Below are 20,355 nucleotides of genomic sequence, written 5' to 3' on the forward strand. Positions count from 1 at the left end.
GCGCATGTCAGCCGGATGTTACTAGTCGGCTGCGGACGTCGGGCGTCGTCCTCCGACCTGGTACCGAGACGCAACCTCCGCATCAGGCCGGAGCCACGAAGCCCGATTCGTAAGCCGCGATCACCGCCTGGGTCCTGTCCCGCGCTCCCAGTTTGGAGAGCACCGCACTCACATGGGTCTTGACCGTCTCCACCCCCAGGTACAACGTGGCGGCGATCTCCGCGTTCGACATCCCCCGGCACATCAACCGGAGCACGGCCTCCTCCCGGTCGGTCAGCGCGGCGTCCAGAAGCCCGGCCCTCGCCGTGCCCCCGCCGTGCTCCGCGGCGAGCCGTCGCACCGCCGCGGGGAACAGGAGAGAATCGCCCTCGGCGACCAACCGGACCGCGTGCACGATCTCCGCGGGCCGCGCCCGCTTCAGCAGGAACCCGTCGGCCCCCGCACGCAGCGCCTCGTACACGTACTCGTCGTTCTCGAACGTCGTCACGACGAGGATCTTCGGCGGGTCGGGCACCGTGCGCAGGACGAGGCGGGTGGCCTCGATCCCGTCCATCAGGGGCATCCGGACATCCATCGCCACCACGTCCGGCCTCAGCCGGCGGACGAGTGGAAGAACGGCGGCACCGTCCGCGGCCTCGCCCACCACCTCGATGTCCGGCTGCGCCTCCAGAACGGCCCGCAGGCCCGAACGGACCAGGGGCTCGTCGTCGACGAGCAGGATGCTTACCGGCACCGGTTCAGCCTAGGCGCTCGAGAGAGGCAGGCTCACCCGCACTGCCCACTCGTCGTCGACCCGCCCCGACGTGGCCTCGCCTCCCAGCAGCGCGGCTCGCTCCCGTATGCCCCGGAGCCCGGAACCGGGAACGGCCGGCCGCCGGGGGACGCCGACCACGGGATTCACCACGTCGAGCTCAAGCCGTGTGTCCGTCACACCGATTCTCACCCTTACGGGAACGGGGCCGGCGTGACGCAGCACGTTGGTGAGTGCTTCCTGCAGGATGCGGTACCCCTCGCGGGAGACGGGGCCCGGCACATGATCGACGCTCCCCGACATCACCGCGTCGACGTCAGCCCCCGATCCGCGCGCGGAGTTCAGCAGACGGCCGACTTCCGCGAGCGTCGGTGACCGTTCCGCGGAGGCACCGGGATCGCGGAGAACCCGCAGCACTCTTTCCAGGTCCTCCAGAGCCGATCGACTGGTCTCCTCGATGGCGGCGAGCGCCTGGCGGGTGAACTCCGCGTTGTCGGCGGACCGTGCGGCACCTGCTTGGATCACTGAGATCGACAGCGCGTGTCCGATCGAGTCGTGCAGCTCGCGGGCGATGCGATTGCGCTCCAAGAGTTGTTCCGTGAGCGCCTCCAACGCGGTCAGCCGGGAGCTCTCCGACGGACCCAGCAGCCGCCGCGCGGCGTAGGTGGCCAGACGACCACACATGACGACAGTGACGGCCAGCAGAGCGAGCGGGACAGGCGCGAACAGCACGAACCATGTGCTGGGATCGAGCCACGGGACGAGCGTCGTGTCCGACCGTCTCCGTCCCAACCCCATCAGGATCAGGTCGACGGTGGTCGCCGGCAGCCAGATCGTGGCGAAGCCGGTGAGCACGGCGAGCGTCAGCCGCATCTCCAGCCACAGCACGACCCGCCATCGCTCGGCCCACGTGGCCGAACGCTCGATCGAAATTGTCGCGTCCGGGCGTCCGCGTTCGTCCGGCGTGAGGAGCGCCTGGGCCTGTATCCCTTCGCCGACCCGGGTCACCGGCACCAGCCCGACTACCACGGGGAGGAGCGCCAACACCCAGGGCCACTCCGGGAAGACGAAGACCCACACGCTGGCGGCAGCCAGCGGAATGAGGAGGTGGAGCCAGCGACTGTGCGTGGTCGCCTGGACCACAGGTGCGAGGAACGTGCGCATGACGCCATCGTGTCAGCGGGCGGCGAGGGGCGGCTCCCCCGAGCGAGGGAGATGAGTCCCCCGAACGGGGGAGGCGCCGACTGTGGGCGGGCCGGGAGGATCGGCACATGACCAGCATCGAGGTCCACCAACTCACGAAAACGTACGGCGGGCAGCGCGCCGTGAACAACCTCCATTTCCGTGTCGAGCCCGGCAAGGTCACCGGATTCCTCGGGCCGAACGGCGCCGGCAAGTCCACCACCCTGAGACTCCTTCTCGGAATCGACCGGCCGACGGGCGGCACCGCGACCATCGGCGGCCGCGCCTATGCCACCCTGGATGCGCCCTTGCGGCAGGTGGGCGCCCTGCTGGACGCCCGTTCCGCCCACGGCTCCCGCACGGCGCGCGACCACTTGGCGATCCTCGCGACGAGCAACGGCATAGCCACCTCCAGGGTCGACACCGTGCTCGAGGAGACCGGCCTGCTTGCCGTCGGGGCCAAGCGGATCAAGTCGTTCTCCCTCGGGATGCGACAACGCCTTGGCATCGCGGCCGCGCTGCTGGGAGATCCGGCCGTGATCCTGCTCGACGAGCCGGCCAACGGGCTCGACCCGGAGGGCATCATCTGGGTCCGGACGCTCTTGAGGCGGCTGGCCTCGGAACGGCGTACGGTCCTCGTCTCCAGCCACCTGATGAACGAGACCGCGTCCTACGCCGACCACCTCGTGGTGCTGGGTAAGGGCAAGCTGCTCGCCGACATGCCCATGGGCGAGTTCCTCGACCGGCACACCCGTCCCAGGGTGAGTCTGCGGTCCGCGGAAGCGGGAAGGCTGCACGACCTGCTGACCGGCCGAGGCCACCAGCCCGAGCTGCGAGGGGAAGACGGGTTGTCCGTCGATGGTGTGCGGGCCGAGGAGGTCGGGCGGATGGCGGGTGGAGCGGGGATCGTCCTGCTGGAGCTCCGTGACGAACAGGCTTCCTTGGAGGAGGCATACCTCGAACTCACCGCGACGGCAGGCGAATACACCTCGCTCTCGAATCCCCGCCCCGACAGGAGGCCTGGCGCATGAACACGATGACAGTGGTCCACTCCGAGTGGTTGAAGATCCGGTCGCTGCGCGGGGTCTTCAGCTCACTGTGGTCGATGGTGCTGGTGACCGTCGCGATCACTTTGCTGGTGTCCGCGACGATCGGCCGACAGGAGGCAGGTGCTCCTGGGGCCGACCTGCTCTTCGGCGCCTTCTACGCCCTGAACTTCGGGCAGATCGCCGCCATGGCCTTCGGAGCCACCGCGCTGTCGAGCGAGTTCCTCGGTGAAGCCCTGCGGACATCCCTGACCGCTGTGCCCAGACGCGGCCTCTTTTACTGCGCCAAAATGACGACGGTGGGGGCACTCGCTCTCGTCGCAGGCATGATCACCAGTCTTCTCGCCTTCGTCGGCGGCCAGCTCTTCCTCGGTGACGTCGCGATAGGTCTGACGCATCCGGGCGTCCTGCGCGCCGTCCTGGGCGGCGGGTTGTACCTCTGCCTGATCGCTCTGTTCGCCGCCGGCCTCACAGCCATGCTGCGCAGCGCCGTCGTCGTGCTCAGCATCCTGATCCCCTTCCTCCTGGTCGTCTCCTTCGTGGTGGGGGACGTGGCCGGGGGAGTCGCTCAGTATCTGCCCGACCGAGCCGGACAGTTGATTTTGCATCAGCATCAGGAGGGAAGTCTCGGCCCGTGGACGGGTCTCGGTGTTCTGTTCCTGTGGACAGCGGCGGCGCAACTGGCCGGCTGGTGGATGGTGCGCACCCGAGATGCCTGACGACCGGTCGCCGGGAGCCTGTCCGTCCGGAAAACCGGACCGTCTCTGTCACGGGCGGACGGGCGGACGGGTGGGCGGGTGAGAGAAACCGGGGCGCTGTGGCACGGCAGGGCTCCGGGGCGACCGGGGCCGCGGTGTCGGCAGGTGGAACGGTCCTGCGAAGGCCCGGGGGGCGGCACTTGTCAGTGGCAGACGGTTTACTGGCGACATGACCATCGCACGTCACCTCCGACTGATCGATGAGTTGCGTGTTCGCGAGTACCCTCCCGAACACGCCCCGTCAGGTTCGAGGAGCAGCGGCCCCGGCTACCACACGGCATACCTGCGCGGGGCCGATGAGGGGGGAGCGGCCGGCGAGGCGGCATCGAGCGAATCGAGGGCGCAGGTCGTCGCGGAACAAGAGGCACTCCTCGACGTGCTGACGCGGCGTTGGGGCGAGCCGGACTGGGTCAGTCTCTGGAGTACGCGGGAGCGGATGCTCCGCGGCGAGGCGATACCCGAGCCGTGGGCCACGTCGGTGGTGGAGTGCCAGAACCTTCATCTGTGGAAAGTCGACGAACGATGGATCGCTCTGGCCTTTCTGGGCGACAAGGCTGTCGGCAGCCAGTGTGACGTCGTGGTCGTGGTCACCTCGGTCGATCCACCCTGACCTCGTGACGGGAACGTCGGGCGGCGGGGACGGAAAGTTCTGGTGTGACCAGTGCTGCGGGACGGTCGCCCGCAGCACGGGCTCTCCCGCCGAGACCCGGACGTAAGCGCACCGGGTCATGTGGTGTCGGCGTGTGCGCTGATCGGCACAGGCCCCGCACGAGGCCGTATCCGGGACGGCGTGCGCGCGGCGAGATGCTCGCGCCAGGTCATGGCGAGCGGCACGCGGCCGGAGCCGGGGGAACGGGTCAGACCGTGGGTGGCTCAGTCGTCTCGACCGCGGAGCGAAGACGGGTGTACTCCTCGGCCATGGTTTCGACCGTCCAGTGGGCGTTCAGTCCGCTGGGGTTGGGAAGTGCCCAGACCCTGGCGCCGCCGATCGCCCGTTCCTGCGGGCCTATGACAGCTTTGCGTTCATCGAAAGCTGTGCGGTAGGCGGTGACTCCGACGACCGCCAGCCACAGCGGCCGAAGGCGGTCCACCTTGGCTGCCAGCAGAGCGCCGCCGGCACGGTACTCGTCGGCGCTCAACTCGTCCGCGCGAGCTGTGGCCCGCGCCACCACGTTGGTGATGCCCAAGCCGTACGTCAGGAGTTCGGACTGCTCGGAGGGAAGGAGGCGACGCGGGGTGAATCCCGAAAGGTGGAGTACGGGCCAGAAGCGGTTTCCGGGGTGGGCGAAGTGGTGCCCGGTGGCGGCGGTCATCAGGCTCGGGTTGATCCCGCAGAACAACACGCGCAGACCGCCCGCGACGACATCGGGCACGATGTGGTCCCGGGCGGCCTGCAGTTCGTCCGGCGTCAGCTTCGGCACGGTCCACCCACGCGACGGAACGGGAAGGGCATCCGGATCAGAGGATGGACCCCGGCGTGTAACCGGCAGCGGCCGGATGCTGCTTCAGGATCTCTTCGACGCGGTCGATGACGGAGGCGACCTGGTCTCCGGCTGCGCCGGTGAACGAGAGCTTGTCGGCCATCAGCTCGTCCAACTGCGTCCGGTCCAGCGGAATGCGGGAGTCGGCGGCCAGCTTGTCGAGCAACTCGTTGCGCTCGGCGCCCTGCTCGCGCATGGCGAGGGCGGAGGCGACGGCGTTCTCCTTGATCGCCTCGTGGGCGACCTCTCGGCCGACTCCGGCCCGTACGGCCCCCATGAGCACCTTGGTGGTGGCGAGGAAGGGAAGGTAGCGGTCGAGTTCACGGGCTACCACAGCAGGGAACGCGCCGAACTCGTCCAGAACCGTCAGGAAGGTCTCCAGCAACCCGTCGAACGCGAAGAAGGCGTCGGGCAGCGCCACGCGGCGGACCACGGAGCAGGAGACGTCGCCCTCGTTCCACTGGTCCCCGGCCAGCTCACCGGTCATCGAGGCGTATCCGCGCAGGATGACCATCAGGCCGTTCACGCGCTCGCAGGAGCGGGTGTTCATCTTGTGCGGCATCGCGGAGGAGCCGACCTGACCGGGCTTGAAGCCCTCGGTGACCAGCTCGTGGCCGGCCATCAACCGGATCGTCTTGGCGATCGACGACGGTGCGGCGGCGAGTTGGACGAGCGCCGTGACCACGTCGTAGTCGAGCGAGCGCGGGTAGACCTGCCCCACGGAGGTGAAGGCGTGCGCGAAGCCCAGGTGAGCGGCGATCCGCTGCTCCAGGTCCGCGAGTTTGGCACCGTCGCCACCCAGCAGGTCGAGCATGTCCTGGGCGGTACCGACCGGTCCCTTGATCCCGCGGAGCGGGTAGCGGCCCAGGAGGTCTTCGAGCCTGCCGTAGGCGACGAGGAGTTCGTCGGCGGCCGTGGCGAAGCGCTTGCCCAGGGTCGTCGCCTGCGCCGCCACGTTGTGCGAACGCCCGGCCATGACCAGCTCGGCGTACTCGCCGGAGAGCTTGCCGAGCCGGGCCAGAACGGCGACCGTGCGGTCGCGCATCAACTCGAGGGAAAGCCGGATCTGGAGCTGCTCGACATTTTCGGTGAGGTCGCGGGAGGTCATGCCCTTGTGGACCTGCTCATGGCCCGCGAGCGCGTTGAATTCCTCGATACGCGCCTTGACGTCGTGCCGGGTGACCTTCTCCCGTTCGGCGATCGAGGCGAGGTCGACCTGGTCGAGCACACGCTCGTAGTCGGCGAGGGCGGCGTCCGGTACCTCGATCCCGAGGTCCTTCTGAGCACGCAGTACCGCCAGCCACAGCTGACGCTCCAGCTTCACCTTCTGCTCGGGGGACCAGAGAACGGCCAGCTCCGTGGAGGCGTAGCGGCCGGCAAGGACATTGGGGATGCGAGGCTTCGCAGACACAGCAGTCACGAAAATGAATTCTACTGGCGATTTGTGCAGGCCAGCGCCCGGGCCCGGTTTGTACTTTGCTACGAGCGGGCGTGCCAGGGACGGCCGGAGGCTCGCGTTGCCTGCGCCACATCGGATCATCGACGGGCCGGACACGGGGGCGGAGTCGCCGCCGGCCGTCCTGCGGAGGCCGACGGACGCATGCGGCCAGGCACTCCGGGGCGGCACACCTGTCCATGGAACCGTGGTAACCCGTCGGCTCGTGCGGGACGGTCGAGGCAGGAGGGGCGGCCAGGGGCGCACGGGCCGTTCGGGGCCGTCGCACGGGCGACCGGCACGGGGCGAGAAGCGCCGCTCCGGGCTTTCAGCGGCCTGCTTCGGGCCTTCACCGGCCGGCGGGCGCGGCTCCCGGCAGGCACCCGCTGCTCGGCACGGCGTTCGGCAGTCCATTCAACATGGGGGTGGCATGCCGCACTACGGGCGTGGAGGCTCATCCACCCGGCGCCACCCCGTCACCGGACCCGGTTCGTCGTCATCGGTGGGGGCGATCCAGAACGCTCGGCCGATTCCGCCGTCGAACTGCGCGCCGAAGCGGCCGTCCCCGGACGACCGGCCGGTGAGTCGGCGGCCGATCCACGGAACGAGGTGCTGCCGCGCGAAGCGGACGTCGTCGACCCGCCGGTTCGCCCAGCGGAGCGGGGCGGTGGGGGCCAGCGGGGTCTGCCAATCGGTCTCGGCGGGGAGCCCGAGCGCCTGCCAGACCGCCTCGGCGACCCGCTCATGCCCCTCGGCCGTCAGGTGGAGCCGGTCGAAGTCCCAAAGGCGGGGGTCGCCCAGCGACGGAGCCCCGTACAGGTCGACCACCACCGCGTCGTGCCGGGCCGCCAGTGCGTCGACCAGCGTGAACAGTTCCTCCATGCGTGGGCGGAACCGCTCCATCACCGGGCCGTTCCGGCCGGGACTGCGCATCAGGACCAAGGTCTTGCACGCCGGAGCCAGTCGCTCCACGGCCTCCTCGAGCCGAGCCGTGACCATGCCCATGTCGCACTTCGGCCGCAGGGTGTCGTTCAGCCCGCCCACGAGGGTGACCACGTCGGGCTGGAGCGCCACCGCGGCGTCCACCTGCTCCGTCACGATCTGGCTGATGAGCTTCCCGCGGACGGCGAGATTGGCGTACCGGAATCCAGGGGTCCTGGTGGCCAGTCGGGCGGCGAGGATGTCGGCCCAGCCCCGGTAAGTGCCGTCGGGCAGCAGATCGGACATGCCCTCGGTGAACGAGTCGCCGATCGCGACAAGGCTGGTGTAGGAGGCATTCATTTCCATGGCCCGGCGATGGTACCGCGCGAGGCCAGTGTCGTCGGATTCCCCCGCGGCGGCCGGATCATGAGCCGACGGGGGTACGGAAACCGGGTGTCGGGCGCCGACCGGAGCCGTTCCGGCAGGACCGACGTGTCCGACCGGTACCTCCGCGCCCCGGGCCGAGCCGGTCGCGGCGGCCGGGCACATCCGTCCTCTTCGTCCGGAGGCCGGCTCACCGGTGACGCCCAGGACGTCGCACTCGCTTCCGGGCCCGGCCTCGCGCTTGAGGAGGCCGCCCCGTTCCTGACCGCCGCCCACCGCGCAGAGGTGGCCCGCCGCGCGTCGACCGCGCGGCGGGCCACCTGCCGACTCAGGGCGTCGTCCGGCTTCGTTCCCGGCCGCCCGGCGATCCGGCTGCAAGCCGGCCCCGTACCGCCGTCACCGTCACCGTCCGCCGGGCGGCCCCCGTCACTTGGCCTGGGGCCGTCCGACGAGTTCGCGCAGGACGTCCTCCATCGTGACGACGCCCACCAGCCGGCCCTCGTCGTCGAGGACCGCAGCGAGGTGCGTTCGGCTGCGCCGCAGCGCGGTCAGAACGTCGTCGAGGGGCGTGGCGGCCCGCACCCGGGCGATCGGGCGCATCGCGCTCACCGGGAACGGGACGTCGCGGGGAACAGCGTCCAGGGCGTCCTTCACATGGAGGTAGCCGAGTATCCGCTGTTCGCTGTCCATGACCGGGAAGCGCGAGAACCCGGACTCGGACGACAGGCGCTCCAGTTCCTCGGGGGTCGTCCCGACCCGGGTGAACACCACCCGGTCGACCGGCATGACGACGTCGCGCACCGGACGCCGTCCCAGCTCCAGCGCGTGGCGCAACCGCTCCGCGGAACGGTCGTCGACCAGGCCGGCGTCCCCGGCGTCCTTGACCATCAAGGCCAGCTCGTCGTCGGAGAACGTGGCCGAGACCTCGTCCTTCGTCTCCACCCGCAGCAGCTTCAGCAGCAGATTGGCGAAGGCGTTGATCGCGAAGATCACGGGCCGCAGGGCCCTGGCCATGGCGACCAGGGGCGGACCGAGCAGCAAGGCGCTGCGTGCCGGCTCGGCGAGCGCGACGTTCTTCGGCACCATCTCGCCCAGGAGCATGTGCAGGTACGTGGCCACGGACAGGGCGATCACGAACGAGATCGGGTGGACCAGTCCGTGCGGCACCCCCACCGCGTCGAAGGCCGGCTCCAGCAAGTGGGCGATCGCAGGCTCGGCGACGATGCCCAGCACCAGGGTGCAGAGCGTGATGCCGAGCTGGGCCGCCGCCAGCAGGGCGGAGACGTGTTCGAGGCCCCAGATGACACTGCGGGCGCGCCGGTTTCCGGCCTCGGCCTCGGGCTCGATCTGACTGCGGCGCACCGAGATCAGTGCGAACTCCGCGCCGACGAAGAATGCGTTGACGACCAGCGTCAGCAGGCCGATGAACAGCTGAAGGGCGATCATCGCGCGTCCTCCGTCTCTTCCTCGGTGTGCGTCAGCGGTGCGTGCAACAGCGCGCGGGCGGCGCGGCGCCCCGAGGCGTCCACGACGTCGATCCGCCAGTCGGCCATCTCGACCGTGTCACCGACCTTCGGGATGCGGCCGACCTCGTTGGCGATGAGGCCGGCGAGCGTCTCGTACGGTCCGTCCGGGACGCGCAGGCCGATCGTCCGGAGCTGGTCGGTGCGCGCGGCACCGTCCGCGGACCAAAGGCTGCGTCCGTCGGCGTCCTCGCCGGCCCGGGCGAGGTCGGGGGTCTCGTGCGGGTCGTGCTCGTCGCGTACCTCGCCGACCACCTCCTCGACGATGTCCTCCAGCGTGACGACGCCGGCTGTACCGCCGTACTCGTCGATGACGACGGCCATGGCCATCCTGCTGGTCAGCCGGTCGAGCAGCCGGTCCACCGTGAGCGTCTCGGGGACCAGGAGCGGTTCGCGCATCAGGTCCGTGACACGGGTGCGGGGCCGCTGTTCAGCGGGGATCGCCAGCACGTCCTTGATGTGGGCCACGCCGACCACCGTGTCCAGACCGCCCCGGTGCACGGGGAAGCGCGAGAGACCGGTGGCGCGGGTCGCGTTGGCGACGTCCTCGGCGGTCGCGTGCGTCTCCAGCGCGGTCACCTGGACACGCGGGGTCATGACGTTCTCGGCGGTCAGCTCGGACAGCTTCAACGTGCGCACGAACAGCTCGGCGGTGTCCGCCTCCAGCGCGCCTTCCTTGGCCGAGTGGCGCGCGAGGGCGACCAGCTCCTGGGGGCTGCGCGCAGAAGCGAGTTCCTCGGTGGGTTCCAGCCCGAATCGGCGCACGATGCGGTTGGCCGTGTTGTTGAGGTGGCTGATGAAGGGGCGGAACACCGCGGTGAAGATCCGCTGCGGTGTGGCGACGACCTTGGACACGGCCAGCGGTGAGGAGATGGCCCAGTTCTTGGGGACGAGTTCACCGACGACCATCAGCACCACGGTGGAAATCGCGGTTCCGATCACGATGGCGACGGACGAGGCGACGCTCGGGGCCAGCCCGATCGCCTCCACCGGTCCGCGGATGAGCTTGACGATCGACGCTTCGGACAGCATGCCGACCACCAGGTTGGTGACGGTGATGCCCAGCTGCGCGCCGGAAAGCTGGAAGGTGAGACTGCGGACCGCCTTGAGAGCGCCCGCAGCGCCGCGCTCACCGCGCTCGACGGCGCGTTCGAGATCCCGGCGTTCCACCGTGGTCAGGGAGAACTCCGCCGCGACGAAGGCCCCACAGGCGAGTGACAGCAGCAGTGCGACCAGGAGCAGTAGCACTTCGATCATCGGTTCACCTCCGTCCCATGATCGGGCAGGGGTCGGAGGGTCGCGCGCTGTCGGCGCGGTTGACGACTACTGGGAGGCTCGCCCATGGACGGACGCTCACACCTTTCGGAGTAATGATCAGGATGACGGATCCCATGGTAAAGGATGGGCAAAGTGGGGTGGTGGGGGGCGGGATCGGCGGGGGCACGCCCTCGGACCTCCCCATCGTGCGGGTTCCATGGTGACAGGCCCTCGGGCCGTGTCGCGGCGGGACATGCGATCCGGCGCCGTATGTCCGGCCCTCGTGGACACACCCGGCGGACGGTGCGGTGGGCCCGCTCGCCCCGCCCCGTTTCTGCCCGCTCGTCCCGGCCCCGTTCCGCCCGGCAGCGCCGGTCCTTCTCGCACGGTCAGCCCTTCTTCTTCCGGCCCGCCCGGCGGCGGGCACCTTCGTCGCGTGGGTCGCCCTCGGGCGGCACCCGGGGCCCGCCCGAGGGCGGGCCCCGGGTGCCGGGCACGGCATGAGGGCGGACGCGGCTGGCCTCGGCCGGGCTCTCGTACCCGCTACCCGGTAGGTGATGCGGCAGGGGCCGCGACACGTGCGTACGGCGATGACGCCGCGGGATGCGTGCCTCGGGCGGCCGGGGGTGACCAGGGGGCGCAGCGCGGTGAGCTGAACCGCCCGGCGCCTTGATCAATGATGCGATGCCCGATGCCCGATGCCCGATGCCCAGTGCCCCGATGCCTCAGAGCCCTGGCGTTCCGGGGCCGATCGCTGTCAGCCCTCGGATGCCCCGGTGTCTCACGCCCGAGGTCTCACGCCCCGCGTCCGGAGGCCGGTTCCGCTTACGCGCGGAGCGGCTCGATCGCCGGGTGTCGCCGAATCATTTCCTGCTGGGCGGACCCGAGCGGATCCGGGATGCGTATCGGTCAGGACCGTCGAGGCCGGCAATTCGGCGTTTTCAACGCTGCGGTCCTGGCGGATACAGGTCTTGCGCCCTCGCCCGGCCCGTCGACGGGACTCAGCGCGTTTCCGGCGCACCGGGAGCCCCACGACCGCGCGCCGCTGTCGCGTACACGCGATCACGCCGTACCGGCTCCCCCGGCCCTCTCCGGGCAGGTGCCGGGCTTCCGCCCGGCCACGGCTTCGCCCAGCTACCGCCCGACCGGCACCCCCACGGCCCTCCCGGCACGTCGCCTCTCGGCCCCCGGCGCTCCACGTCGACCGGGGGCGCGCTCCGCCCCCGGCCCAGGGACTCGTGCCCGCAGCGCCCGGCCCGCGGTGCCCGGCCCGCAGCGCCCGGCCCCCAGCGCCTCGCCCCGCCTCGCACCTAGCCACCGCCCGCGCTCTTCCCGCTGGGCGGCGTGCCTGGCCTGGGCCCCGCCGGGAGGCCTACAGGGACGCGACCCAGCGTCGCCAGTGGTCCTCGCGGTGGTAGCCGGCTGCGGCCCAGGTGTGGTGCGCCTGCTCGTTGGCTTCCAGCACCATGGCGTCCACGCGCCGTCCGCCGAGCGCGGTGAACCGCTGCCGTGCGGCTTCCAGCAGGGCGGAGGCGATGCCCTGACGGCGGCAGTCCGGATGCACGGCCAGTCGGTAGAGGGAGCAGCGCCATCCGTCGAACCCGGCGATGACCGTGCCGACGAGTGTGTCGTCGCGTTCGGCGAGCAGCAGGGCTTCGGGATCCGTTCGCAGCAGGCGGGCCATGCCGTCGTGGTCGTCGGTGATGCTGGTCCCCTCGGCGGCTACGCGCCAGAACTCCAGTACGGGATCGATGTCCGCCGGGAGCGCGTGTCGCAGGTGAAGATCGCTCATGGGGAGGAGCCAACCAGGGCCGAGATTGTCCCGGCGAACCCTTTTCGCATGCTGGACACCCCGGCGGGGCAGCCGCCCGCCACGGGCGGGCGCCGGGCGGGGAGGGCGTGCACGGGGCACGCATGCGCCGCCCTTGCAGGCGCTAGCACGGCGGCGCTAGTGTAAAGGGGTGCCGAAGACTCAGCTGAACGTGCGTGTGGACAGGGCCACGGCCGAAACCGCCCGTCAGCGGGCTTCCCAACGGGGGGTGAGCGTGAACCGTTACATCGAGGAACTGGTCGAGCAGGACGCGGGCGAAGTGGGGCAGACCTTCGTCGAGGCGGCAGCCGATTTCATGAAGCAGTACGAGTCCGTCTTCGCGGAGGAGTTCGGCGCGGAGAGCGGGCGTAACCGCTGACGACGTCGGCGGCGAAGGGCGGCAGCGTGACCGCTCCGGTGTGTGCCGAGTGCGCGGGGACCGTGGGTCCGGACGGTCGCTGCTGGGAATGCGGGGCCGCTCAAGAGGGCTTCCGTTCGCATGTGGAGGCCGTCGGAGGCCATGGCGCGGCCGGTGTCACCGATCGTGGACTGATCCGGGGCGTCAACGCCGACGCGATGGCGCTGGCCACGGTGGACGACTGGACGGTGGGTGTCGTCTGTGACGGCGTGTCCATGGCGCCCCGGTCCGACCGTGCCGCCCGCCTCGCGGCCGAGGTCGCGGCGAACGTCACCGTCGAGGCGCTTCGCGCGGGTGAACTTCCCGAGACCGCTCTCGTCCGAGCCGCGGCGCGTGCCGCGCAGGCGGTGTCCGCCCTGGCCACCTCGCCCCGGGCCACCCGAGCCCCGGCGCGAACCACCCACATCCCGGCGCGAGCCGGCCAGATCCCGGCCTCCGCCAACCAGGCCGCCACCTCCGCCAACCAGGCCGCCACCTCCGCCAACCAGGCCGCCACCTTCGCCAACCAGAGCCCGGCCCCCGCAGGCCGAGCCTCTGCCGCCGCCACTGACGCCCCGGCCTACGCCATGCAAGCCCTCACCCGCGCCGCTCCGGTCCCGACCCGCGTCCCCTCGGCCTCCGGTGACCCCGTCCTGGACCTCCTCGGCGCCGCCCCCGCCTGCACTTTCCTCGCGGGAATCGTCGGGCCCGAGGGGATCTGGACGGCGTGGATCGGTGACAGCCGGGCCTACTGGATCCCGGACGAGGGCCCAGGCTGGGCGCTTTCCGAGGACGACACCGGCGAGAACGACGCCTTGGCGGCCTGGCTCGGCGCCGACGCCGACGACCGGCCGCCCCGGATACGGAGCCACCGTCCCGCAGTGCCCGGACGTCTGCTCCTGTGCACGGACGGCCTCTGGCGGTATCTCGACGGCGTCGAGAGCCTGCGTTCCGTACTGCCGTCCCGGCGCGGTGGGCGCGACGCAGACGGCGAACTCCGGAACGTACGGGCTTGGGTCGCCCATGCGTTGGAGGCCGGCGGCCACGACAACGTCACGGCCCTGTCGATACCGGTATCCCCCTTGTACGAGCCCTGAGCGCCCGGCGTGACCGATCGTGGAACGCCACCCCGCACTGATGAATACTGAACACTGACCGGCGAGGGAGCCGGCTCAATCGTTCGACCGCGAGCCCAACGTCCCTCCCCGGTATGCCCGTTCGACTTCGTCTTGGCCCACCCCGCTTTCTGATCCGCGAGGCAGTCTCCGCATGGACAACGATTCCTCCCCCGAAGGCCGTTCGCCCGATGACGACGGCCACGACGGCGACGGCCGTGGCGCCGACGACCGCGACGGCGCCGCGGACGGCTACGGCTACGGCTACGGCGACGACAGCCGTGGGGCCGAGGGTTCGACGGCGGGCGTCCTCATCCTTCGGATCGACCTGTCCTGGCTGCTCATGGTCGCCGAGCACCGGACCCCGGGCGATCCGCACGTGGTCGACTGGGGAGCACTGGTCGCCGCGGTCAGCCGGCACGAAGCCGAGATCTTCGGCGCCCCCGTGTACAGCGACCCGCATTCCCGTGCGGCAGCCCTGCTACAACTGTTGCTGCACGTCCCCGCGTTGGAGCACTCGAACGCGATGTTCGCCTCCGCCGTCGCCTACGGTTACCTCGTCGCGTCCGGCTACAAGCTCAGCACATCGCCGGAACAAGTGCGGGAACTCGCCCGCATGGTGAAGTTCGGAGAGGCCGATGTGCGCTCCGTCGCGGCGGAGTTGCGCACCTGGTGCGTGTGAGGCGGGCGGCAGGGGCGGGCGCCAGGACGGTCGGCAATACGCCCGCGTCCCCCCCGCCCCGTCCTCCCGCATCCCTCCCGCCCCTTCCTGCCGCAGCCCTCCTAGGCCGTCGCCCCTGTGCCCCGCCACACGCCGCCCAGGCGAGGGGCGAGCCACGACGGGGCGCGGTGGGCGAACTCCGCGGGGGGAAGCGCGCCGGCACCGGCCGGGACGATGCCGAGCAGCGGCGCACCGGCCGCCACCGGCAGATCCTCCAGGTTGCACCGTTCTGCCAGATCCGGGGTCTGGGGCATGCTGCCGACGACGACTCCGGGGCATTCCAGGCCCCGGCTGCGCAGCGCCTCGGCCGTCAGGGCCGTGGAGTTGAGCGTCCCGAGACCGGCCCGCGTCACCAGCAGGACCGGGGCCGCCAGCAGCCGGGCGGCGTCCGCGAGCGTGGCGCCCTCGTCGTCGTACCGGACGAGCAGTCCGCCCGCGCCCTCGATCAGCACCAGTTCGTGGTCGGTCGCCAGCTTCTCGGCGGCCTCGGCGATCTCGTGCGGACGCACCGGCGGCAACCCGGCCCGGCGGGCAGCGGTGGCCGGTGCCAACGGCTCGGGGAAACGGGCCAGTTCGGCGGTGGTGATCCAGGCGCCGGCCAGCCGGACCACCTCGGCCACGTCTCCCGGCTCGCCGGGCGCCACCCCGGTCTGGGCGGGCTTGAGCACCGCGACCCGGCGGCCGGCGGCAGCGGCGGCGACGGCCGCCGTCACCACCGTCTTGCCGATTTCGGTGTCGGTGCCCGTCACCACGAGGATGGTCATGTCAGCCTTCCCGCGCCGCGGCGCACACGGCACGGCAGATCCGCGCCACGTCCTGGTCATCGGTGATGTACGGCGGCATGGTGTAGACGAGGTCGCGGAACGGGCGCAGCCACACGCCCTCGCGCACCGCGGCCCGGGTCGCCGCGGCCATGTCCACCTCGTGGTCCAACTGGACGACGCCGATGGCGCCCAGCACCCGTACGTCCGCCACACCGGGCAACGAGCGGGCCTCGGCGAGTCCGTCCCGCAGCCCCGTTCCGATCCGGGAGACCTCGTGCTCCCAGTCCTGGCCGAGCAGCAGGTCGATCGACGCGCACGCCACCGCCGCCGCGAGCGGATTGCCCATGAACGTCGGGCCGTGCGCCAGCACCGGCACGTCGCCGCGCGCGATGCCGTCCGCCACCCGTGCGGTGCACAACGTCGCCGCCATCGTCAGATAGCCGCCGGTCAGCGCCTTGCCGACGCACATGACGTCGGGTGCCACCGCGGCGTGGTCGGCGGCGAACAACCGCCCGGTACGCCCGAATCCCGTCGCGATCTCGTCGAAGACCAGGAGGACGTCGTGCGCGTCGCACGCCTCGCGCAGCGCCCGCAGATACGCGGGGGAGTGGAAGCGCATGCCGCCCGCACCCTGCACCACGGGTTCGACGATCACCGCTGCGAGCCGGTCGGCGTGCAGGGCGATCGTGTCCCGCAGATGGGCGAGGTAGGCGGGGTCGGGCTCGGCGTCGAAGCCGGCGGGCGGAAGGTCCGCGAAGACCTGCCGGGGAAGGACGCCGGACCAGAGGTCGTGCATCCCGCCCTCCGGATCGCACACGGACATCGGCTGCCAGGTGTCGCCGTGGTAACCGCCGCGCCAGGTCATCAGCCGTTGCTTGGCCGGTCGGCCGACGGACCGCCAGTACTGCAGGCACATCTTCACGGCGACCTCGACCGAGACCGAGCCCGAGTCGGCGAGGAACACGTGCCGCAGCGGCTCCGGGGTGATCTCGACCAGCCGGGCGGCGAGTCGGACGGCCGGCTCGTGGGTGAGCCCGCCGAACATCACGTGGCTCATCCGGTCGAGCTGGTCGCGCGCCGCCGCGTTGAGCACCGGGTGGTTGTAGCCGTGCACCGCCGACCACCAGGACGACATGCCGTCCACCAACTCGCTTTGCCCGCAAGTGGGTTCGGCCAGCTTGAGGCGGACGCCCGAAGCGGACGCGACGACCAGGGGCTCCTGGCGGCCGGGCATCGGACCGTACGGGTGCCAGACGTGCTCGCGGTCGAGCTCCCGCAGCCGGGCGGGGGTGAGCCGTGCCGGTGCGGGCGGGGAGACCTGGCTTCCCGGGACGAGCGTGTGAAGGTCAGGCATTGGGCGCGACGTCCGTGCCCGCGCCGCGTCGGCGCACGGTCACCAGGCCCGCGCGCGACGGCTTCCCGTCCCGTGCCACCGGCACCCCCTCGGCAGCCTCGGTCTCCGCGCCCGCCCGCGAGCCCGCCCCGCCGCACGGCCCGCAGCCGCCGCCCGTACCACCCGCGCCCGAAGCGCCGTCCGCCCCCGAAGCCCCGGCCGGCGTGGCACCGTTCTCCACCGCACCGGCCCCGTGACCCTCGTGGGAACCGCACACCGACCCGCAGGACGTGGAGCACGACGCGGACTCCGCCGCACCGCTTCCGCAGCCCGTCGCCTCCGTGTCCCCCCGGCCGGTCCCGTCCGCACGGGCGGCCGCGCGCCCGGCGACACGATGGCCCGGCAGCGTCGTGGTTCCCGCGCCCTCCACCTCGAACCCGGCGTCGGCGATCATGTCGAGGTCGGCCTGTCCCGCCTGACCCTCACTCGTCAGATAGTCACCGAGGAACAGGGAGTTGACCAGGTGCAGAGCCAGCGGCTGCATCGACCGCAGGTGTACCTCGCGGCCGCCGGCGATCCTGACCTCGACGTCGGGGCAGACGAACCGGACCATCGCGAGGATGCGCAGGCAGCGCTGCGGCGTCAGGTTCCACTCGTCGGCCAGCGGAGTGCCCTCGAACGGGATCAGGAAGTTCACCGGTACCGAGTCCGGGTCGAGTTCCCGCAGCGCGAAGACGACGTCGACCAGATCGGCGTCGCTCTCGCCCATGCCCGCGATCAGCCCGGAGCACGGCGACAGCCCGGCCCCGCGTGCCCGCCGCACGGTGTCCACCCGATCGGCGTACGTGTGCGTGGTCGTGATCGCCCCGTACGTGGCCTCCGACGTGTTGAGGTTGTGGTTGTACGCGTCGGCGCCCGCCGTACGCAGTTGCTCCGCCTGTCCGTCGGAGAGCAGGCCCAGGCAGGCGCACACCTCGACGCCCTCGTTCTCCTCCTTGATCGCCTCGATGGTGCGCGACACCCGGTCGACGTCCCGGTCCGTCGGGCCGCGGCCGCTCGCCACCAGGCACACCCGCTTCGCGCCGCCCGCGACACCGGCCGCGGCCGCCTTCGACGCCTCGTCCGGTTTCAGCCAGGTGTACTTGAGGATGTCGGCGCCCGAGCCGAGCCGCTGCGAGCAGTAGGAGCAATCCTCCGGGCAGAGACCCGACTTGAGATTGACCAGATAGTTCAGCTTCACCCGTCGGCCGAACCACTCGCGGCGCACCCTCCCCGCCGCGGCCACCACGTCGAGCAGGTCGTCGTCGGAGGTCGCCAGAACGGCGAGCGCTTCTTCGCGGGTCGGCGTCTCGCGCCGCAGCCCCTTGTCCACCAGCGTGCTCAGGAGGTCCATGGCGTCGATCCTGACGCACGACCAGCGGTTCGGCCAAGGAGGAACCCGACAGGAGACCCGGTGAGGCTGTGTGTGCATTGCCACACCATGACCTGCTGCACTCCCCGTTAACCTCTGTGGGCTGCCTACAAAAAGGACCGAGTCATGGCCTTCGACCCGTTCGACTGGATCGATGAGGACGCGGGCCGCCGCGCGGCCTCCGGACTCGTCCGTACGCTCCGGCCCCGTGGAGCCGACACCGGGCTCCTGGACCTCGCGGGCAACGACTATCTGGGGCTGACCCGTCACCCCGAGGTCACGGGGGCGGCGGCACGCGCGGCCCGGACCTGGGGAGCCGGTGCCACGGGTTCGCGGCTGGTGACCGGATCGACCACGCTGCACGCCGGGTTCGAACGCGATCTGGCGTCGTTCTGCGGATTCGAGGCGGCGCTGGTGATGTCCTCCGGCTACGCGGCCAACCTCGCCGCCCTCACCTCCCTCTCCGCGGCGGGGTCGCTGATCGTGTCGGACGCGGCCAACCATGCCTCGATCGTGGACGGTTGCCGGTTGTCGCGGGCCGCCGTCGAGGTGGTCCCGCACGCCGACCCGGAAGCGGTACGCAAGGCCCTGCACGGGCACGCCGGCCGGGCGCTGGCCGTCAGCGACACCGTCTTCTCCGTCGACGGGGACGCCGCGCCCCTCACCGCACTGGCCGACGCCTGCCGGGCCGAGGGGGCCGCCCTTCTGGTGGACGACGCCCACGGGCTCGGCGTCCTCGGGCCGGGCGGTCGCGGCGCGCCGGCCGCCACCGGGCTGGCCGGAGCACCCGACGTGGTGGCCACGGTGACCCTGTCCAAGTCCCTGGGCAGTCAGGGCGGCGCCGTGCTCGGTCCGGCCCGCGTCATCGCGCACCTGGTCAACACCGCCCGCACCTTCATCTTCGACACCGGCCTCGCACCGGCCGCCGTGGCGGGCGCGGGCGCGGCACTGGCTCTGCTGCGCGCGGAACCGCACCGGGCGGACCGGGCCCGTGCCGTGGCGCTGGATCTGTACCGGGGGCTGTCGGACGCCGGCCTCGACGCGGTGCGGCCGGACGCCGCCGTGGTGGCGGTACGCGCGCCCGGTCCGGCCGAGGCGGTGCGCTGGGCGGCCGACTGCGGGGCCGCCGGGATCTCGGTGGGCTGTTTCCGGCCCCCGTCGGTCCCGGACGGCGTCTCCCGGCTCCGCCTGACGGCCCGTGCGGACCTGACGGACGCGCAGGTGGCCGCCGCCGTGGCGACCGTCGCCCGCACCGCGCCCCGCTGACCGAGGCGGGGGCTGCCGGGTGGCAGGTCCGGGATCCTCCCCGCCGTCACCGGTGTTCGGGACGTTCGACTCCGCGCCGGGACCCGGTTCACCGCATCGAGCGACAGAACCACACACATCTCGGCGGATCCGTACGGAGGCACCTGGTGACGGTGACAGTGTGACGTGCAGCACTGTCCGCGTCGGCGACGGGCCGACCGGAGGCTGAAAGGGGCCGCGTCGACATGGCTGACCAGCAGGAGGCGAACCTCACTCTGCCGAGCGACCCGATGTCGGTCCCGGTGGCCCGGAGGCACGTGTCGCGCACGCTCGTGGCCTGGGGCCTGGACGACGGCAGCGACCTGGCCGACACGCTGCGGCTGATCACCTCGGAGCTGGCCACCAACGCGGTGCAGCACACCCTGGGCCGGTCGCCCACCTTCACGGTGCACCTCGCCCTGGAACGCGACGAGGAACTCAGGCTCGGGGTCGCCGACAGCCACCCCCGGCCGCCCCGGCGGTTGCCCGCCGCCGTCCGTCAGGACAACGGCCGCGGACTGCCGATCATCAGATCCCTGGTGAAGGAGCACGGCGGCACACTGGGCGTCACACCCACCCCCGACGGCGGCAAGACGGTCTGGGTCGTCCTGCCCTGGCCCGCGGCGGCGGTCTGAGCGGCCCGGTGTCCTGCGGCCGGGCCGCCCGCGCGCCGGGTTCGCCGACGGGGACCGGGAGGAGCAGTCCCGTCGCGCAGGCCGGACAGCGCGCTCGACCGCACGTCCGGGCACCGCCCCGCCTGGCCCGAACGGAGACGGGACCGC

19 protein-coding genes are annotated in these 20,355 nt (G+C 71.5%); 8 read left to right on the forward strand and 11 right to left on the reverse strand.

Features of this window, described 5'->3' with window-relative positions; translation table 11 throughout:
- Window positions 1-82: 82 nt before the first annotated feature.
- Window positions 83-733, reverse strand: coding sequence for a response regulator transcription factor (locus Q0994_RS20335; RefSeq protein ID WP_299536992.1), 651 nt, complete (start codon window positions 731-733; stop codon window positions 83-85).
- A gap of 9 nt (window positions 734-742) precedes the next feature.
- On the reverse strand, window positions 743-1,915 hold the full coding sequence (locus Q0994_RS20340; protein ID WP_299536995.1) for a sensor histidine kinase: 1,173 nt from the start codon (window positions 1,913-1,915) through the stop codon (window positions 743-745).
- A gap of 107 nt (window positions 1,916-2,022) precedes the next feature.
- Between Q0994_RS20340 and Q0994_RS20345 the strand changes: the two genes are divergently transcribed.
- From Q0994_RS20345 to Q0994_RS20355, 3 genes are all read left to right on the forward strand, one after another.
- Window positions 2,023-2,964, forward strand: a complete 942-nt coding sequence (locus tag Q0994_RS20345; RefSeq protein WP_299536996.1) for an ABC transporter ATP-binding protein — start codon at window positions 2,023-2,025, stop codon at window positions 2,962-2,964.
- Window positions 2,961-3,698, forward strand: a complete 738-nt coding sequence (locus Q0994_RS20350; RefSeq protein WP_299536998.1) for an ABC transporter permease — start codon at window positions 2,961-2,963, stop codon at window positions 3,696-3,698. Before Q0994_RS20345 ends, Q0994_RS20350 begins: the two co-directional genes overlap by 4 nt.
- A 208-nt stretch (window positions 3,699-3,906) precedes the next feature.
- A complete protein-coding gene (locus Q0994_RS20355; protein WP_299536999.1) occupies window positions 3,907-4,347 on the forward strand; it encodes a hypothetical protein in 441 nt (146 codons plus the stop codon).
- 247 nt (window positions 4,348-4,594) lie between these two features.
- Here the strand turns inward: Q0994_RS20355 and mug are convergent, their stop codons facing one another.
- The 6 genes from mug to Q0994_RS20385 form a co-directional block, all read right to left on the reverse strand.
- Window positions 4,595-5,149: a G/U mismatch-specific DNA glycosylase gene (gene mug, locus Q0994_RS20360; RefSeq protein WP_299537272.1), complete on the reverse strand. Its 555-nt coding sequence runs from the start codon at window positions 5,147-5,149 to the stop codon at window positions 4,595-4,597.
- A 46-nt stretch (window positions 5,150-5,195) separates the two neighbouring features.
- A complete protein-coding gene (purB, locus tag Q0994_RS20365; RefSeq protein ID WP_299537001.1) occupies window positions 5,196-6,638 on the reverse strand; it encodes an adenylosuccinate lyase in 1,443 nt (480 codons plus the stop codon).
- A 453-nt stretch (window positions 6,639-7,091) separates the two neighbouring features.
- The gene (locus Q0994_RS20370; protein ID WP_299537003.1) at window positions 7,092-7,940 is read right to left on the reverse strand and encodes an SGNH/GDSL hydrolase family protein; all 849 of its coding nucleotides are present in this window, start codon (window positions 7,938-7,940) and stop codon (window positions 7,092-7,094) included.
- Between the two features lie 444 nt (window positions 7,941-8,384).
- A complete protein-coding gene (locus tag Q0994_RS20375) occupies window positions 8,385-9,404 on the reverse strand; it encodes a hemolysin family protein (RefSeq protein WP_299537005.1) in 1,020 nt (339 codons plus the stop codon).
- On the reverse strand, window positions 9,401-10,738 hold the full coding sequence (locus Q0994_RS20380) for a hemolysin family protein (protein ID WP_299537007.1): 1,338 nt from the start codon (window positions 10,736-10,738) through the stop codon (window positions 9,401-9,403). The genes Q0994_RS20375 and Q0994_RS20380 overlap by 4 nt, the downstream gene beginning before the upstream one ends.
- A gap of 1,372 nt (window positions 10,739-12,110) precedes the next feature.
- Window positions 12,111-12,530 carry a GNAT family N-acetyltransferase gene (locus tag Q0994_RS20385; protein ID WP_299537010.1) on the reverse strand — a complete coding sequence of 140 codons (420 nt, stop codon included), beginning with the start codon at window positions 12,528-12,530 and terminating at the stop codon, window positions 12,111-12,113.
- Between the two features lie 169 nt (window positions 12,531-12,699).
- Here Q0994_RS20385 and Q0994_RS20390 point away from each other — a divergent pair, with 169 nt between their 5' ends.
- From Q0994_RS20390 to Q0994_RS20400, 3 genes are all read left to right on the forward strand, one after another.
- Entirely contained in the window at window positions 12,700-12,927 is a 228-nt protein-coding gene (locus Q0994_RS20390) for an antitoxin (protein ID WP_299537013.1), read from the forward strand.
- Between the two features lie 122 nt (window positions 12,928-13,049).
- Window positions 13,050-14,042 (forward strand): PP2C family serine/threonine-protein phosphatase, encoded by a 993-nt coding sequence (locus Q0994_RS20395; RefSeq protein ID WP_299537016.1) that lies wholly within the window; start codon window positions 13,050-13,052, stop codon window positions 14,040-14,042.
- A 361-nt stretch (window positions 14,043-14,403) separates the two neighbouring features.
- Window positions 14,404-14,742 carry a fic family toxin-antitoxin system, toxin component gene (locus Q0994_RS20400; protein ID WP_299537274.1) on the forward strand — a complete coding sequence of 113 codons (339 nt, stop codon included), beginning with the start codon at window positions 14,404-14,406 and terminating at the stop codon, window positions 14,740-14,742.
- Window positions 14,743-14,843: 101 nt separating this feature from the next.
- Here Q0994_RS20400 and bioD read toward each other — a convergent pair whose 3' ends face one another.
- The 3 genes from bioD to bioB are packed head-to-tail and all read right to left on the reverse strand — an operon-like array spanning window position 14,844 to window position 18,271.
- On the reverse strand, window positions 14,844-15,545 hold the full coding sequence (gene bioD, locus Q0994_RS20405) for a dethiobiotin synthase (protein WP_299537019.1): 702 nt from the start codon (window positions 15,543-15,545) through the stop codon (window positions 14,844-14,846).
- Between the two features lies 1 nt (window position 15,546).
- A complete protein-coding gene (locus Q0994_RS20410; protein WP_299537022.1) occupies window positions 15,547-16,899 on the reverse strand; it encodes an adenosylmethionine--8-amino-7-oxononanoate transaminase in 1,353 nt (450 codons plus the stop codon).
- The gene (gene bioB, locus Q0994_RS20415; protein ID WP_299537025.1) at window positions 16,892-18,271 is read right to left on the reverse strand and encodes a biotin synthase BioB; all 1,380 of its coding nucleotides are present in this window, start codon (window positions 18,269-18,271) and stop codon (window positions 16,892-16,894) included. Before bioB ends, Q0994_RS20410 begins: the two co-directional genes overlap by 8 nt.
- Before the next feature lie 144 nt (window positions 18,272-18,415).
- Between bioB and Q0994_RS20420 the strand changes: the two genes are divergently transcribed.
- Window positions 18,416-19,555: an 8-amino-7-oxononanoate synthase gene (locus Q0994_RS20420; protein ID WP_299537027.1), complete on the forward strand. Its 1,140-nt coding sequence runs from the start codon at window positions 18,416-18,418 to the stop codon at window positions 19,553-19,555.
- 224 nt (window positions 19,556-19,779) lie between these two features.
- Entirely contained in the window at window positions 19,780-20,208 is a 429-nt protein-coding gene (locus Q0994_RS20425) for an ATP-binding protein (RefSeq protein ID WP_299537029.1), read from the forward strand.
- The last annotated feature ends 147 nt before the right edge of the window (window positions 20,209-20,355 follow it).

Origin of the sequence: uncultured Streptomyces sp. (genome assembly GCF_947488945.1) — a bacterium.
Lineage (GTDB): Bacteria > Actinomycetota > Actinomycetes > Streptomycetales > Streptomycetaceae > Streptomyces.

What these genes read in the sequence shown, in the direction of transcription:
- Q0994_RS20425 (WP_299537029.1), top strand. Translation starts at nt 19,780, where the DNA reads ATGGCTGACCAGCAGGAGGCGAACCTCACTCTGCCGAGCGACCCGATG.
- bioB (WP_299537025.1), bottom strand. Translation starts at nt 18,271, where the DNA reads ATGGACCTCCTGAGCACGCTGGTGGACAAGGGGCTGCGGCGCGAGACG.
- Q0994_RS20375 (WP_299537005.1), bottom strand. Translation starts at nt 9,404, where the DNA reads ATGATCGCCCTTCAGCTGTTCATCGGCCTGCTGACGCTGGTCGTCAAC.
- bioD (WP_299537019.1), bottom strand. Translation starts at nt 15,545, where the DNA reads ATGACCATCCTCGTGGTGACGGGCACCGACACCGAAATCGGCAAGACG.
- Q0994_RS20420 (WP_299537027.1), top strand. Translation starts at nt 18,416, where the DNA reads ATGGCCTTCGACCCGTTCGACTGGATCGATGAGGACGCGGGCCGCCGC.
- Q0994_RS20370 (WP_299537003.1), bottom strand. Translation starts at nt 7,940, where the DNA reads ATGGAAATGAATGCCTCCTACACCAGCCTTGTCGCGATCGGCGACTCG.
- Q0994_RS20400 (WP_299537274.1), top strand. Translation starts at nt 14,404, where the DNA reads ATGGTCGCCGAGCACCGGACCCCGGGCGATCCGCACGTGGTCGACTGG.
- Q0994_RS20345 (WP_299536996.1), top strand. Translation starts at nt 2,023, where the DNA reads ATGACCAGCATCGAGGTCCACCAACTCACGAAAACGTACGGCGGGCAG.
- Q0994_RS20380 (WP_299537007.1), bottom strand. Translation starts at nt 10,738, where the DNA reads ATGATCGAAGTGCTACTGCTCCTGGTCGCACTGCTGCTGTCACTCGCC.
- Q0994_RS20385 (WP_299537010.1), bottom strand. Translation starts at nt 12,530, where the DNA reads ATGAGCGATCTTCACCTGCGACACGCGCTCCCGGCGGACATCGATCCC.
- Q0994_RS20340 (WP_299536995.1), bottom strand. Translation starts at nt 1,915, where the DNA reads ATGCGCACGTTCCTCGCACCTGTGGTCCAGGCGACCACGCACAGTCGC.
- Q0994_RS20410 (WP_299537022.1), bottom strand. Translation starts at nt 16,899, where the DNA reads ATGCCTGACCTTCACACGCTCGTCCCGGGAAGCCAGGTCTCCCCGCCC.
- Q0994_RS20355 (WP_299536999.1), top strand. Translation starts at nt 3,907, where the DNA reads ATGACCATCGCACGTCACCTCCGACTGATCGATGAGTTGCGTGTTCGC.
- Q0994_RS20350 (WP_299536998.1), top strand. Translation starts at nt 2,961, where the DNA reads ATGAACACGATGACAGTGGTCCACTCCGAGTGGTTGAAGATCCGGTCG.